Source organism: Brevibacterium sp. FAM 27836, from assembly GCF_051351055.1.
Lineage (GTDB): Bacteria > Actinomycetota > Actinomycetes > Actinomycetales > Brevibacteriaceae > Brevibacterium.
Genome location: NZ_CP195711.1, coordinates 3,752,522 through 3,766,974 on the forward strand (window position 1 = coordinate 3,752,522; position 14,453 = coordinate 3,766,974).

Here is a 14,453-nt window from a genome sequence, read left to right on the forward strand (position 1 = left end):
AGGATGGAAGCACACTCCGGCGTCGCCGGTGACGGCACGCTCGCATGCAAAGGAACATTCTGGACATCACCCACCCCACCCCGAACCCTGTGAACACTCCCGACTCTCACGCGGCAGACACCGACGCCCAGGCAGACTCTCATGCCGCTGACTCCGTACGCCTCGTCATTCCCGACTCGATCGACCTCGTCGAATTCTTCGGGCCCGGGGAATCGAACCTGCGCACCCTCGAGAAGTCATTCGACGACCTCGACATCCACGTGCGCGCCAACCAGGTCCAGGCCGCCGGGGATCCGAACCGGGTCCAAGCCTTCGTCAGCGTCATCGGGGAGCTGAAGAAGCTCCACGCCGCCGGTCATCGGATCAACGATGAGACGATCGAACGGGTCACGAAGTTCTCCTCCGAAGGGGCGGCCGCCTCGGCGGTGCTGGGCACGAACATCCTCTCCACACGCGGAAAGTCGATCCGCCCGAAGACGATGGGCCAGCACGACTACGTCAAAGCCATCCGCAACCACACGATCACCTTCGGCATCGGCCCCGCCGGCACCGGCAAGACGTACCTGGCGATGGCGATGGCCGTCAACGCCCTCCAGCACAAAGAGGTCTCGCGGATCATCCTCACCCGGCCCGCCGTCGAAGCCGGCGAATCCCTCGGCTACCTGCCGGGCACCCTGAACGAGAAGATCGACCCATATGTGCGACCGCTCTACGATGCGCTCCACGATATGGTCGACCCGGAATCGATCCCGCTGCTCATCGAGACCGGCACGATCGAGGTCGCACCCCTGGCGTACATGCGCGGACGGACTCTCAACGATGCCTTCGTCATCCTCGACGAAGCGCAGAACACGACGGCCGAGCAGATGAAGATGTTCCTCACCCGCCTCGGCTTCGGCTCCCGGATGGTCGTTACCGGTGACATCTCCCAGATCGACCTGCCGGGCAAGACCCGCAGCGGACTCAAGGTCGTGCGCGACATCCTCGACGGGATCGAGGACCTGCAGTTCTGCGAACTGGGCAGCAAGGACGTCGTCCGGCATTCGCTGGTGACGAAGATCGTCGAAGCCTACGACCTGTGGGGAAGTGCCGAATGAACACCGAGATCCTCAACGAGACCGACGCCGAGGTGGACCTCGACGAGGTCGTGGCCCTGACCGAGTACCTCGGGGAGGCCCTGCACATGCATCCCGGTGCGGAACTGGCCGTGACCATGGTCGATACCGCAGCGATGTCCGAACTCCACGTCACGTGGATGGACCTCGAAGGTCCGACCGACGTCATGTCCTTCCCCATGGACCAGCTCCACCAAGGAGAGCCGGACAAACCGACCGAAGGTCAGATGGGTGACATCATCATCTGCCCCGAGGTGGCCGCCGCCCAAGCCGACGCCGCCGGCCATTCGACAATGGACGAGATCCTGCTGCTCACGGTGCACGGATTCCTCCACCTCCTCGGCTACGACCACGGTGAGCCCGAAGCGCGGGAGGAGATGTTCGCCCTGCAGCGGCATCTGCTGCTGACCTTCTTCGCCGCTCGCTACGACGGTCGCACCGACATTCCCACCCCCACCGAGGTCTGAGGTGTTCGCGTACTTCCTCGGTGCGGCACTGTGCCTCATCATCGCAGCCATCCTCTCGGCGGTCGATGCGGCTCTGCTCAACGTGTCCCACCACGCCGTCGAGGAGGCGAAGGAAGAGGGCAAGCGCGCGGCCGTGCGGGTGGAGAAGATCCTCGGCGACCTGCCGACGAACATCAACGTCATCATCTTCGTCCGCAACTTCCTCGAGGCACTGGCCACGGTCTTCATCGCACTGGCCTATGACTCCTACTACTCCGTGGGACCGCTCATGGTCTTCCTCACGGTACTCACCGCCTCGGTGGCGGTCTTCATCATCACCGGCGTGTCTCCGCGCACGATCGGCAAGCGCCGGTCGCTAGCCGTGTGCCTCAACCTCAGCTGGATCGTGCGCATCGTCCTCGTCGTCCTCAAACCGCTCACCCGCATCCTCGTCGTCCTCGGCAACCTGCTGACCCCGGACAAGGTGTACAAGGACGGTCCGTTCGTGACTTCTGAGCAGCTGCGCGACCTCGTCGAGAGGGCCAGCGAATCCGATATCATCGAAGACGGCGAACGCGAGATGATCCAATCGGTCTTCAACCTCTCGGACACCTCGGCGAACGAAGTCATGGTCCCGCGCACCGACCTCGTCACCGTCGACGCCGACGTGGGTCTGCAGAAGACGATGAACCTGTTCTTCCGTTCCGGCTTCTCCCGGATCCCCGTGTGCGGGGAGGACCTCGACGACGTCCGCGGCGTCGCCTATCTCAAAGATGTGGCCCGCCGCCTTCAGCTCCACCCGGACGACACCGACAAGCCGATCGGGACGCTGGCGCGCAGTGTGCTCTTCGTGCCCGAGACCAAACCGGCCGACGATCTGCTGCGACAGATGCAGCTGGACTCCACGCACTTGGCGATCCTCGTCGACGAATACGGCGGCACCGCCGGGCTTGTGACCATCGAGGACATCGTCGAAGAGATCGTCGGCGAGATCGAAGACGAATACGACAACGGCGATGACGAACTCGTCGCCGCCGAGGACGGATCCTTCGTCATCAGCACGCGCATGTCGATCTCGGACTTCGCCGAATACTTCGACGTGCGCATCGACGAAGATGATGTCAACAGCGTCGGCGGGCTGCTGTCGAAGCTCATCGACAGGGTGCCCATCGACGGTTCGCATGCGAGCATCGCCGGCCTCCATATCGAAGCCATGGAAGGCCAGGGCCGCCGCCACCGCATCACCCATGTGCGGGTCACCCGCACCGCAGACGACACCGCCGCCGAGGCGCAGACCGCCGCGGCAGGAAGCCCGGGGACGAAGGAAGAGGACTGACATGGAATTTCGCACAGACTATCCCGAGGGCTACCGTGCCGGGTTCGCCTGCTTCGTGGGACGGCCGAACACCGGCAAGTCGACGCTGACGAACGCCTTGGTGGGGGAGAAGGTGGCGATCACCTCGGCAAAGCCGCAGACGACGCGGCACACGATCCGCGGAATCGTCCACCGGGACGATCACCAGCTGATCCTCGTCGACACCCCCGGACTGCACAAGCCCAGGACGCTGCTGGGCTCCCGGCTCAACGACCTCGTGGCCACCACCCTCAACGAAGTCGACGTCATCGGCTTCTGCCTTCCCGCCGATGAGGCGATCGGTCCCGGCGACCGTTACATCGCCTCCCAGCTGGAGCTGCTCGACGGGCGGACCCCGATCGTCGCGCTCGTGACGAAAGTCGACCTCGTATCCAAGGACAAGGTCGCCGAGGCGCTGCTGGCCGTCGGCGAACTCGCCGACTTCGCCGACGTCGTCCCGGTCTCCGCGGCCGACGGTTTCCAGATCGACACCGTCGACTCCGTTCTCTCCTCCCATCTGCCGGAGTCGCCGCCGCTCTACCCCGACGGCGACCTCACCGATGAGCCGGAGGAGAAGATGATCGCCGAACTCGTCCGTGAAGCCGCCCTCGAAGGCGTCCGCGACGAACTGCCGCACTCCCTGGCCGTCCAAGTCGAGGAGATGTACCCGCGGGAGGGCCGCAGCGAGGACAATCCGCTGTGGAACGTCCACGTCAACCTCTTCGTCGAACGACCCAGCCAGAAGGCGATCATCATCGGCAAGGGCGGCAGCCGACTCAAAGCGATCGGTTCGGAATCCCGCCAGGGCATCGAACGCCTCCTTGGCACCAAGGTCTACCTCGACCTCCACGTCAAGGTCGCCAAGGACTGGCAGCGCGATCCCAAACAGCTCGGCCGACTCGGCTTCGACTTCAGCTGAGACGAATAGATCCGCTTCGGCGGACGAAGGCGCGCCGAAGCTGTGCGTGTGCGTCCGTCCACCTCGGTTCTCTGCGCCTGTGATGGTCCTCACCCGCTCGGGCCCGATTTCCGTCGGGCCCGCGGGCCTGCCTTAGACTAGGCCGAGTGAATGCCGAGCAGACTCTGGTCGCACTGAGCGACCGATCCCCACAGGTTGCCCCCGAAGAGCTCATCGCAGGCCTTGTCCCGCCGCCTCAGTTCGAGGACGTGTCCTTCGACAGCTATCGCACGGACCCCACCGAGCCCTCGCAGGCCGAGGCTCGGAGAAGACTCGAGCAATTCGCAGCACAGTCGAACTCGAAGGGGTTCTTCGGCAAGCTCTTCTCGAAGGGGAAGTCCGGTCCCAAGGGCGTCTACCTCGACGGCGGCTACGGTGTCGGCAAGACTCACCTGCTCGCGTCCGCGTGGCACGCCAATGAGAAGCCCGCCACCTTCGGCACCTTCGTCGAATACACGAACCTCGTCGGTGCTCTGGGCTTCGCCCGCGCCCGCGACGACCTGTCGCAGATGAAGCTCGTGTGCGTCGACGAATTCGAACTCGACGATCCGGGGGACACCGTGCTCATGTCCCGGCTCATGCGCGAACTCACCGATGCGGGCGTGAAGATCATCGCAACGTCGAACACCTTGCCCGGCTCGCTGGGAGAGGGCCGCTTCGCCGCTCAGGACTTCCTCCGTGAGATCCAGGCGCTGGCCGACCAGTTCGAGGTCTTTCGCATCGACGGTCAGGACTACCGCCACCGTGCGCTGAGCTCCCCGGCAGATCCGCTGCCGGCCGACGAGCTCGATGCGGCCACGGCGAAGCTCGAAGGCACCGTCGCCCGAGATGAGTTCTCCCAGCTGCTGTCTCATCTGTCGACGGTCCATCCGTCCCGCTACGGGCGGATGGTCGACGGCGTGGACTCCGCCGTGTGGGAGGACGTCACGACGATCGAGAACGAGAGCGTGGCGCTGCGCTTCGTCGCTCTGGTCGACCGGCTCTACGACCGCAACGTCCACATCGTCAACTCCGGTGTGCCGTTGGACAAGATCTTCACCGAGGAGTCTCTGGCCGGCGGCTACAGGAAGAAGTACATGCGCTGCCTTTCGCGGCTGACCGCGCTGTCATCCTGACTCCACCGCTGTCATCCTGACAGCGGCTCCGCACGTGCCCGTCGACCACGGTGAATGGTCGGCGGGCTCTGTGCATTCGGCCACCGTCGGGTCAGAGCTACCGGCGGGTGAGGGACGGCGGCGGGACTGCGACCTCGGCATGTCAGCGGCGTCGGCCAACTGTGCGGACGTGCGTGGCGGGTTCGGGTGCGCGGGGCGGACGTTCAGTGCAGACCGAGCAGTTCGAGCACGGCGAGATCCGGCACCCACCCCGGCAGGCCGGTGAGGCGCAGGGTGCACCAGACGATGAAGCCGACGAAGGCCGCGGTGACCGCGCCGACGGTCCAGCGCACCCACAGCCGCTGGGCCATGATCCAGCGCGTCCACCGCTCGACATTCACGCGCACGAAGTGGAGCAGTCTCCGCGCCCAATGGAATTCGCTGGAGATGACGAACAGGCCGATGATGACGATGAGCCATCCCGGACCGGGCAGGGGCACAAGGACGAGGCCGATGAGCACGATGAGTGTGCCGAGTCCGCCGACGATGCTGCGATAGATGCGGGCGGTGTGATGGTTCGCCAACACCATCCTGCGCCAGCGGAGGAAACCCAGACGCAGTTTCCGCCACGGTCGGGGGCCTTGGCGATGGTGGCGTGACAACCAGCCCTTGGGGCGGGCGCGGGGACGTTCGTCGTTCACCCCACCACTATAAGTTGGCCAGCCTGAATGCTGGATCTGCGCATGTGATCACGATCACCCGATTCCGATTTTGCGTATGCCGCCCCCTCCGTATAGAGTTGTATCTCGTTGCGAGGGAAACCCCGCAGCGAGAAATGCGGATGTGGCTCAGTTGGTAGAGCATCACCTTGCCAAGGTGAGGGTCGCGGGTTCGAGTCCCGTCATCCGCTCGGAGGCGTCATGGCACTGCCTTGGCGGTGGCGTGGCCGAGAGGCGAGGCAGCGGCCTGCAAAGCCGTATACACGGGTTCGAATCCCGTCGCCACCTCGGATGGTCAGCAGCAATGCTGACCGACCAGCGCGATTGGCGCAGCGGTAGCGCGCTTCCTTCACACGGAAGAGGTCACTGGTTCGATCCCAGTATCGCGCACAGGGACCCTCGGGTTCCGGTGCAACAAAAGAATAGAGCGCGATTGGCGCAGCGGTAGCGCGCTTCCCTGACACGGAAGAGGTCACTGGTTCGATCCCAGTATCGCGCACAGAAGAAGCCCCGGGCGATCCGCCCGGGGCTTCGTGCATCCCCGAAGACTCGTGAACATCCGGCTCTGTTGCAGGTTTGGAACGCGAACATCATGCAGTGGCAGGCGGGTTTGCTAGTACGCTTGGCCTTGTATCTAACGACGATGACTTCGGAGCATTCATGTCTAATCCTCAGAACCCCTACGGTTCCGGTGACGGTTCGGGCGGGAACAACCCGAACGGCCAGAACCCGAACGGCCAGAACCCCAACGGTCAGAACCCGAACAACCAGCCGCCGAGCGCGCCCGGCTACGGCAACGACCAGAACGCGGGACAGCAGCCTCCCCAGTACGGATCCCAGCCGAACTACGGCCAGGGCGGGAATGACGGTTCGCAGGGGTACGGACAGCAGCCTCCGCAGTACGGTTCGCAGCCGAACTACGGTCAGCCGAACGACCAGAACCAGTACGGACAGCAGCCGAACTACGGTCAGCCGAACGACCAGTACGGCCAGAACCAGTACGGCGACAGCCAGTACGGACAGGATCAGTACGGCCAGAGTCAGTACGGCCAGAACCAGTACGACGCCAATCAATACGGACAGCAGCCGGCCTACCCGGGAGCCGAAGGGTCGTCCGATCAATTCATCCCGGCCAACCCGAACGCCGCTTACGGGCAGTACCCCTCGGGCGGCGGCACCTCGAAGAACATCTGGGGCATCCTCGCACTCATCGGCGGCATCGTCGGCGTTCTCGGCGCCTTCGTCTTCGGCGGCGGCGCGCTCTTCGGCATCGCCGCGATCGTGTTCGGATTCCTCGGACTCTCCGCGATCAAGAAGGGCCTGGCGAACAACAAGGGCTTCAACATCACCGGCATCGTCCTCGGCGGAGTGTCGATCCTCATCTCGATCGCCGTCGTGATCTTCACCATCCTCGGACTCGGTGCGCTGGCGAAGTGGGGCGAAGAGCAGGCGAGCCAGTCTCAGTCCGCGGCCCCGGCCGATCCGAGCCAGGGTGCCGGCCAGGACCCCGCCGAGAACAACGACGGCGAAGACGCTGCGCCCGCTCAGGCCGGCGAGGTCGAGATCGGCACCGATGTCACCGCCGCGATCAATGTCCGCTCGGGCACCGCGGGAGAATACGCCTCCGGTGCCGAGTCGACGAATGGTGAGATCGCCATCGTGACGATGACCGTGAAGAACGACTCGAGCTCTGACGTGAAGATGACTCTGACGAATCTGACCGCCACTGATGGAGGCAGCAAGGAATACGACGACGTCTTCGACAGCGGGAACTACAAGGGTTCGCTGGCCTTCACCGATCCCGTTCCTGCCGGCGGCGAAACGACCTATGAGCTCGCCTTCGGTGTTCCCAAGGCCGAAATCGATGGGATGCATCTCAAGCTCAAACTCGTCGACGATCTCGGCAAGGGCAAGGACTTCGAGTTCTACAAGCAGTGATGCTGTGAACCCGTGGCGTCGAGGCGGCCGATCGGCATCTCGACGCTGCGACGCCGGCAGCGGCAGGCTCGGTCTGGGCGGCGGTCACACGACTGCCGCCCGACTGATCTGTCACCGCCGAAGTGGTACTAGAATCTAAGGGCGAGAAGTCCTCGATCCGGACGACCCCGGCCGGACTCAGACGAACACAGACGAACGGAGAAATCAGTGGCAGACAGCATCGACTGCGCGGGCGAAAGCATTCCTTGGAAAGAGGGGCTGACCGGAACGGAGATCTTCTCCACCGACCGCACAGTCGTCGCGATGTGGCTGAACGGCGAACCCGCCGATCTCAGCCGCGAACTGCAGCCAGGTGATCGGATCGCTCCGATCACCATCGACTCCGAAGCAGGACTCGATATCCTCCGGCACTCGACCGGGCACGTCACCGCCCAGGCTGTTCAGGAGCTCTTCCCCGGCACCAAGCTCGGCATCGGCCCCTACATCACCGACGGCTACTACTTCGACTTCGACGTCGCCGAACCCTTCACCCCCGAGGACCTCAAGGCCATCCAGAAGAAGGCCGCTCAGATCGTGAAGTCCGGTCAGACCTTCAACCGCGTCGTCGTCACCGAAGACGAAGCACGTCAGCGCATGGCCAACGAGCCGTACAAGCTCGAACTCATCAACGACAAGGGCTCGGGCTCTGACGACGGCTCCTCCGTCGAGGTCGGCGGCGCCGAGCTCACCGTCTACGAGAACGTCGACCGCAAGGGCGAAGTGGTGTGGCAGGATCTGTGTCGCGGCCCCCACCTGCCGAACACGAAACTCATCGGCAACGGCTTCGCCATCACCCGGTCCTCGGCCGCGTACTGGCGCGGCGACCAGGCGAACGCGAGCCTGCAGCGCGTCTACGGCACCGCCTGGGCGACGAAGGACGACCTCAAGGCCTACCAAGATCGCATCGCCGAAGCCGAACGTCGCGACCACCGCAGACTCGGTGCCGAACTGGACCTGTTCTCCTTCCCCGAGGAGCTCGGCTCCGGCCTGCCCGTCTTCCACCCCAAGGGCGGAGTGATCAAGCGGGAGATGGAGGACTACGTCCGCGCCCGTCACATCGCCGAAGGCTTCGAATACGTCGGCACCCCGCACATCTCGAAGGAGACCCTCTACTACACCTCGGGCCACCTGCCCTACTACGGGGAGAACATGTTCCCGGCGATGTCCGTCGATGAGGTCCGCGACGACTCCGGGGCCGTCGTCAAGGACGGCACCCCGTACCGTCTCAAAGCGATGAACTGCCCGATGCACAACCTCATCTACCGCTCCCGCGGTCGGTCCTACCGTGATCTGCCGCTGCGGCTGTTCGAGTTCGGCACCGTCTACCGCGACGAAGCTTCCGGCGTCATCCACGGTCTCACCCGTGTGCGTGCCCTGACCCAGGACGACTCGCACTCCTACGTCGCCCAGGAGGACGCGGCGAAGGAGATCCGCCACCTGCTCAACTTCGTGCTCAGCCTGCTGCGTGACTTCGGCCTCGACGACTTCTACCTCGAGCTGTCGACCCGTGACGAAGAGGGGAAGAAGGCAGAGAAGTTCATCGGCTCCGACGAGCAGTGGGCAGAAGCCACCCGCGTGCTCGAGGAGGTCGCCGATGAGACCGGTCTCGAACTCGTCGCCGATCCCGGCGGTGCCGCATTCTACGGACCGAAGATCTCCGTGCAGGCCCGAGACGCAATCGGGCGGACCTGGCAGATGTCGACCGTCCAGCTCGACTTCAACCAGCCCGAACGCTTCGGCCTCGAGTACGTCGCCGCCGACGGCACACGCAAGCAGCCGGTGATGATCCACTCCGCGAAGTTCGGGTCCATCGAACGCTTCCTCGGCGTGCTCACCGAGCACTACGCCGGCGCTTTCCCCGTGTGGCTGGCACCCGTCCAGGTCACCTGCATTCCCGTGGCCGAGGAGTTCAACGACTACCTCGTCGAGGTGGCCGAGCAGCTGCGCGCGGCAGGTGTCCGAGTCGAGATCGACGACAGCGACGACCGCTTCGGCAAGAAGATCCGCAATGCCTCGAAGTCGAAGGTGCCCTTCACCCTCATCGCCGGCGGCGAGGACCGCGAGGCTTCGGCCGTGTCCTTCCGGTTCCGCAGCGGTGAACAGGACAACGGCGTTCCCGTCGCCGAGGCGGTGCGCCGCATCCTCGACGCGATCGAGACCAAGGCCCAAGTATGAGCGAAGGCCGCGAGGACGCGACCGTGCAGGACAACAGCGGCGGCCGCCTCGGTGAGGGGATTCCCTATCCCGAGGCCGCCGCCGGGTTCCCCGGTGAGCCCGACGGCTTCCAGCGCCTGTGGACCCCGCACCGGATGGTCTACATCGACGGTCAGGACAAGCCGAAGGATGCGGGGGAGTCCCAATGTCCGTTCTGTTCGGCTCCGTCGAAGACCGACGCCGAGGGGCTCATCGTCGCCCGCGGCGAGACGGTGTTCGCCGTGCTCAACCTCTACCCGTACAACCCCGGCCACCTGCTCATCTGCCCCTACCGGCACGTGGCCGACTACACCGATCTCACCGCCGACGAGACGAACGAACTCGCCCGGTTCACGCAGAAGGCGATGCGCGTCATCCGCGCCGTGTCCGGCCCCCACGGATTCAACCTGGGAATGAACCAGGGCCCCGTCGCCGGTGCCGGCATCGCCGCGCACCTGCACCAGCATGTGGTGCCGCGGTGGGGTGGAGATGCGAACTTCCTGCCCGTGATCGCGCAGACGAAGGCCCTGCCGCAGGTGCACGCCGATGTGCAGGCGCGGCTGTCAGAAGAATGGAACCGATGAACCCCGAAGACCTCGACACACTGGCCGAATACTCCTCACCCGTGCTGCGCGGCGACGAAGCCGTCATCACGATCCGCAGACCCGACCTCGAATCGAACAGCTACCTGTCCCAGCTGTTCACCCTGACCGCAGACGACTCGCGTCGGCTGACGCATGCCTGGCACGATTCGTCCCCGCTGGTCGGCCCGAATTGGTCCGGATACCTCAGCGCGGAGAAGAAGTCGCCTCCGCAGCTCCACGTCGGCGCCACCCTGGAGACGGCGCACCAGATCACGGACAGCCACCTCGGCGTGTCCGAATTCGCCCTCGACGATGCAGGGTCCCGTGCCCTCTACATCGCCCGCGCCGCCGAGCCCGGCCGCTACGGTCAGGACGAGGACATCCCCGCCGCCGAGGAGGCCCCGCGCCGGATCACCTCCGCGGCCTATCTGAGCAACGGCCTCGGGTACACGAACGACCGACCCGCCCGCGCCTTCCTCGTCGATCTCGCCGAACCCGGAACGGGCACGGTCGGAATCCGCGGAGCCGGGGAAGTTCCGCTCTCAACGTTTCTGAACGCACCGGTGACCGATGTCCACGATCCGCAGTTCTGCCCATCCGGAACCCGGATGTCCGTGGTCTCGGCACTCCACCCCGACGAAGGCCAGCCGGATCTGCGTTCGACGGTGTGGCTGCTCGGGGGCGAGGAGCCGACCCCGCTGCAGCTGCCGCGGATGAGCGTGAGCATGCATATCTGGCTCGACGAGGACTCCGTTCTGCTGATGGGAAATGATCTCACCCGCGATGAACTCGACTTCGTCGGACAGATGCCCGGGCTCTACGTCCACGAGCTGCGCACCGGAACCACACGGCGCCTGACCGACCCGGAGACCGTGGCACTGGCCCCCATCCGCCCGCAGATCCGCGGGGGAGCGGCCATCGCCGTCATCGACACCGATGGGGCGTCCCGGCTCGTGAGCATCGACCTTGGCGCCGAGGAGATCGGCATCGACGAACTCGACTTCCTCAGTGATGACACGACCGTCGTCAACGGCTTCGACATCGCGGATTCGACTCTCGTGTTCACCGGGGCGACCCCGAACTCACCTGCTGTGCTCGGCAGGATCGAACTCGACTCCGCCGCGGCCGCGGTCATCGTCAAGGAACACCCGGCACCGGCGAACTCCGTGACCCCGCAGGTCCTGCGCGTCGACGGCGAGGGCGGCTCCATCACCGGATGGTTGGCCACGCCGGAAGGACAGGGACCGTTCCCCGTCATCCTCAACATCCACGGCGGACCCTTCGCCCAATACACACACTCCTGGTTCGACGAGACCCAAGTGCTCACCTCGGCCGGCTACGCGGTCGTGTACTCGAACCCCCGCGGCTCGGGAGGCCGCACCCGCAGCTGGGGCACCGCGGTGCAAGGCGACATGGCGGCCCCGGCGATGTCCGATGTGCTCGCCGTGCTCGACTGTGCCCTGGAGACCGAACCCAGCCTCGACCGGAATCGGATCGGCATCCAAGGCGGCTCCTACGGCGGCTACCTCACCGCCATGACCATCGCCGCCGACCACCGCTTCCGCGCCGCCATCGTCGAGCGCGGATACCTCGATCCCGACAGCTTCGTCGGCACCTCCGACTTCGGACGCTTCTTCACCGAGGAGTACACGAGCCGCAGCCGCGAGGCCATCGCCGCCCAATCGCCGCTGGCCCACGCCGACCAGGTCGGAACCCCGACCCTGGTGATGCATTCGGAACTCGACTTCCGGTGCCCGCTCGAACAGGCCCAGCAGTACTATGCGGCTCTGCAGCGAGCCGGAGTCGACACGGAGATGCTCATCTTCCCCGGGGAGAACCACGAGCTCTCCCGTGCCGGGCAGCCACGCCATCGTCGACAGCGCTTCGAAGCCGTGCTCGACTGGTGGGACCGACATCTGGCGGCCCCCGCCGGACGGGCATGACCGTCGAGTTGGTCGGGAAGGCACGGTGCCGGTATCGTGCTCTCGACCCCTGTCGCGCTCTTGCCGAAAACCCCCAGCATCATTATTCTGCAAACACCTGCGTCCCCTCGTCGTCGACCACTGGAGAACCATGAAACCTCGTAAAGCCTCAAGGGTCGTATTACTCAATGAGCGCGACGAGGTTCTCCTGATCAGGGCCCAGGATCTGCTGACCCCGAGTCACCAATGGTGGATGACTTGTGGCGGCGGCTCCGAACTCGGCGAATCGGCCGCACAGACGGCGGCTCGCGAACTCGCCGAAGAGACCGGCATCGAATGCGAGCCGCACGAACTCATCGGCCCCCTGGCCACGCGTGACGAGGTCTTCAAGTTCACCGAGAAGTCACTGCGTCAGCTCGAGACCTACTTCGCGTTCCGGACGGCAGAGGACATCGAGCTCGAAGATGCGGTGTGGACGGACATCGAGAAGCGCAGCCTGCTGGAATTCCGGTGGTGGACCCGTGACGAACTCATGGCGACGACCGAAACGATCTATCCGAAGAATCTGCTCAGCCTCATCGATCTGGCGACGACCGGATCCGTGCCCGAGGTGCCGTTGGTCATCGACTGATGCGGGGCCACCCGCACCGTTGAAGCGGCGGGGACGGGCCCGGGCAGAGCGGAGAGCCTCGAGGAGCGTATAGACTTGAGAGGCTGTAACTACAGGAAGGAACACCAGTGGCAGGTCATTCCAAATGGGCAACGACTAAGCACAAGAAAGCGGCCATCGATGCCAAGCGCGGCAAACTCTTCGCCAAGCTGATCAAGAACATCGAGGTTGCGGCTCGCAACGGTGGACCTGACCCCGACGGCAACCCGACGCTCTTCGACGCCATCCAGAAAGCGAAGAAGAACTCGGTCCCCGCTGACAACATCACCCGCGCGGTCAAGCGCGGAGGCGGCCTCGACGGCTCGGGCGTCAACTACGAGACGATCATGTACGAAGGCTACGCCGATGGCGGAGTCGCCCTCCTTATCGAATGCCTCACCGACAACCGCAACCGTGCCACCTCCGAGGTCCGCGTGGCCGTGACCCGCAACGGCGGTTCGATGGCCGACCCGGGCTCGGTGACGTACAACTTCAACCGCAAGGGCGTCATCATCGTCAACGCCGCGGAGACCGACGAAGAATCGATCCTCCTGGCGACCATGGACGCCGGTGCCGAAGAGGTCAAGGACGAAGGCGAGAAGTTCGAGATCATCTGCGAGGCCACCGACCTCGTGGCTGTGCGGACGGCACTCGTCGACGCCGGCATCGACTACGACTCGGCCGAGGCCTCCTTCGTGCCTGGGCTCGAAGTCAGTCTCGATGCCGAGACCGCGCAGAAGGTCTTCACCCTCATCGATGCGCTCGAAGACTGCGACGACGTGCAGAACGTGTACTCGAACGCCGATGTCAGCGATGAGGCCCTCGCCGAACTCGACGCCTGATGCGCATCCTCGGCGTTGATCCCGGACTCACCCGCTGCGGGCTCGGTGTCATCGACACCCTGCCCGCACGGAAGGTGAAGATGGTCGCCGTCGACGTGCTGCGGACCCCGTCCGCGGACTCCGTCGACCTGCGCCTCGGATCCATCGCCGAGGCGTTCGACCAATGGTTGGACACCTACCGACCGGACGTCGTCGCCATCGAACGGGTCTTCGCCCGCAACGACGTCTCGACGATCATGGGCACAGCGCAGGTGTCCGGGCTGACGATGGGACTGGCCGCCCGCCGTGGCCTGCCCGTGGCCATGCACACGCCCTCGGAAGTCAAAGCCGCGACCACGGGATCCGGTCGCGCCGATAAGAAGCAGGTCACCACCATGGTGACGCGGATCCTCGGGCTCGACTCCCCGCCGAAGCCCGCCGACGCCGCGGATGCACTGGCGATCGCCATCTGCCATTCCTGGCGCGGGGCGCTGTCGGCGCAATCGACTCCGGGCAAGAACAAGGACCTCACCGAACGCAAGGCCGGCGGTCGGGAGGGCTCTGGGCTGACGAAGGCCCAGCAGCAGTGGGCAGACGCCATGCGCAAGGCCAAATAGTCGC

The 14,453-nt window shown here is 65.0% G+C and carries 13 protein-coding genes and 4 tRNA genes; 16 read left to right on the forward strand and 1 reads right to left on the reverse strand.

Going from position 1 to position 14,453, the window contains the following annotated elements; genetic code table 11:
• Positions 1-44: 44 nt before the first annotated feature.
• From ACSE4D_RS16720 to zapE, 5 genes are all read left to right on the forward strand, one after another.
• Positions 45-1,097 (forward strand): PhoH family protein, encoded by a 1,053-nt coding sequence (locus ACSE4D_RS16720; RefSeq protein WP_135542416.1) that lies wholly within the window; start codon positions 45-47, stop codon positions 1,095-1,097.
• Positions 1,094-1,582 (forward strand): rRNA maturation RNase YbeY, encoded by a 489-nt coding sequence (gene ybeY / locus ACSE4D_RS16725; protein ID WP_135542418.1) that lies wholly within the window; start codon positions 1,094-1,096, stop codon positions 1,580-1,582. The genes ACSE4D_RS16720 and ybeY overlap by 4 nt, the downstream gene beginning before the upstream one ends.
• Position 1,583: 1 nt before the next feature.
• A complete protein-coding gene (locus ACSE4D_RS16730) occupies positions 1,584-2,897 on the forward strand; it encodes a hemolysin family protein (protein ID WP_135542420.1) in 1,314 nt (437 codons plus the stop codon).
• 1 nt (position 2,898) lies between these two features.
• A complete protein-coding gene (era, locus tag ACSE4D_RS16735; RefSeq protein ID WP_135542422.1) occupies positions 2,899-3,834 on the forward strand; it encodes a GTPase Era in 936 nt (311 codons plus the stop codon).
• Between the two features lie 146 nt (positions 3,835-3,980).
• Positions 3,981-4,988, forward strand: a complete 1,008-nt coding sequence (zapE, locus tag ACSE4D_RS16740; protein WP_135542424.1) for a cell division protein ZapE — start codon at positions 3,981-3,983, stop codon at positions 4,986-4,988.
• Positions 4,989-5,191: 203 nt separating this feature from the next.
• Here zapE and ACSE4D_RS16745 read toward each other — a convergent pair whose 3' ends face one another.
• Positions 5,192-5,668, reverse strand: a complete 477-nt coding sequence (locus tag ACSE4D_RS16745; RefSeq protein WP_240690104.1) for a PGPGW domain-containing protein — start codon at positions 5,666-5,668, stop codon at positions 5,192-5,194.
• Positions 5,669-5,804: 136 nt separating this feature from the next.
• On the opposite strand from ACSE4D_RS16745, the gene ACSE4D_RS16750 reads away from it, so the two are divergent.
• From ACSE4D_RS16750 to ruvC, 11 genes are all read left to right on the forward strand, one after another.
• Positions 5,805-5,877 (forward strand) — tRNA-Gly (locus tag ACSE4D_RS16750).
• A gap of 26 nt (positions 5,878-5,903) precedes the next feature.
• A tRNA-Cys gene (locus ACSE4D_RS16755) sits at positions 5,904-5,974 on the forward strand.
• 30 nt (positions 5,975-6,004) lie between these two features.
• A tRNA-Val gene (locus ACSE4D_RS16760) sits at positions 6,005-6,076 on the forward strand.
• 37 nt (positions 6,077-6,113) lie between these two features.
• Positions 6,114-6,185 (forward strand) — tRNA-Val (locus ACSE4D_RS16765).
• A gap of 161 nt (positions 6,186-6,346) precedes the next feature.
• The gene (locus tag ACSE4D_RS16770) at positions 6,347-7,624 is read left to right on the forward strand and encodes a DUF4352 domain-containing protein (RefSeq protein ID WP_436326318.1); all 1,278 of its coding nucleotides are present in this window, start codon (positions 6,347-6,349) and stop codon (positions 7,622-7,624) included.
• A 207-nt stretch (positions 7,625-7,831) separates the two neighbouring features.
• Positions 7,832-9,838: a threonine--tRNA ligase gene (gene thrS, locus ACSE4D_RS16775; protein WP_135542428.1), complete on the forward strand. Its 2,007-nt coding sequence runs from the start codon at positions 7,832-7,834 to the stop codon at positions 9,836-9,838.
• Positions 9,835-10,440 (forward strand): HIT family protein, encoded by a 606-nt coding sequence (locus tag ACSE4D_RS16780; RefSeq protein WP_135542430.1) that lies wholly within the window; start codon positions 9,835-9,837, stop codon positions 10,438-10,440. Before thrS ends, ACSE4D_RS16780 begins: the two co-directional genes overlap by 4 nt.
• Complete coding sequence (locus ACSE4D_RS16785; RefSeq protein ID WP_436326319.1) at positions 10,437-12,383, forward strand: alpha/beta hydrolase family protein; 1,947 nt, start codon at positions 10,437-10,439, stop codon at positions 12,381-12,383. The genes ACSE4D_RS16780 and ACSE4D_RS16785 overlap by 4 nt, the downstream gene beginning before the upstream one ends.
• A 130-nt stretch (positions 12,384-12,513) precedes the next feature.
• Positions 12,514-12,993, forward strand: a complete 480-nt coding sequence (locus tag ACSE4D_RS16790) for an NUDIX hydrolase (protein ID WP_135542433.1) — start codon at positions 12,514-12,516, stop codon at positions 12,991-12,993.
• Between the two features lie 107 nt (positions 12,994-13,100).
• Positions 13,101-13,853, forward strand: coding sequence for a YebC/PmpR family DNA-binding transcriptional regulator (locus ACSE4D_RS16795; protein ID WP_436326320.1), 753 nt, complete (start codon positions 13,101-13,103; stop codon positions 13,851-13,853).
• The gene (gene ruvC / locus ACSE4D_RS16800) at positions 13,853-14,449 is read left to right on the forward strand and encodes a crossover junction endodeoxyribonuclease RuvC (protein ID WP_135542437.1); all 597 of its coding nucleotides are present in this window, start codon (positions 13,853-13,855) and stop codon (positions 14,447-14,449) included. Before ACSE4D_RS16795 ends, ruvC begins: the two co-directional genes overlap by 1 nt.
• Positions 14,450-14,453: the final 4 nt, after the last annotated feature.

Excerpts from the sequence above, each read along its gene's own strand:
- ACSE4D_RS16720 (WP_135542416.1), top strand. The coding sequence starts at position 45 with ATGCAAAGGAACATTCTGGACATCACCCACCCCACCCCGAACCCTGTG.
- ybeY (WP_135542418.1), top strand. The coding sequence starts at position 1,094 with ATGAACACCGAGATCCTCAACGAGACCGACGCCGAGGTGGACCTCGAC.
- era (WP_135542422.1), top strand. The coding sequence starts at position 2,899 with ATGGAATTTCGCACAGACTATCCCGAGGGCTACCGTGCCGGGTTCGCC.
- ACSE4D_RS16770 (WP_436326318.1), top strand. The coding sequence starts at position 6,347 with ATGTCTAATCCTCAGAACCCCTACGGTTCCGGTGACGGTTCGGGCGGG.
- ACSE4D_RS16780 (WP_135542430.1), top strand. The coding sequence starts at position 9,835 with ATGAGCGAAGGCCGCGAGGACGCGACCGTGCAGGACAACAGCGGCGGC.
- ACSE4D_RS16785 (WP_436326319.1), top strand. The coding sequence starts at position 10,437 with ATGAACCCCGAAGACCTCGACACACTGGCCGAATACTCCTCACCCGTG.
- ACSE4D_RS16790 (WP_135542433.1), top strand. The coding sequence starts at position 12,514 with ATGAAACCTCGTAAAGCCTCAAGGGTCGTATTACTCAATGAGCGCGAC.
- ruvC (WP_135542437.1), top strand. The coding sequence starts at position 13,853 with ATGCGCATCCTCGGCGTTGATCCCGGACTCACCCGCTGCGGGCTCGGT.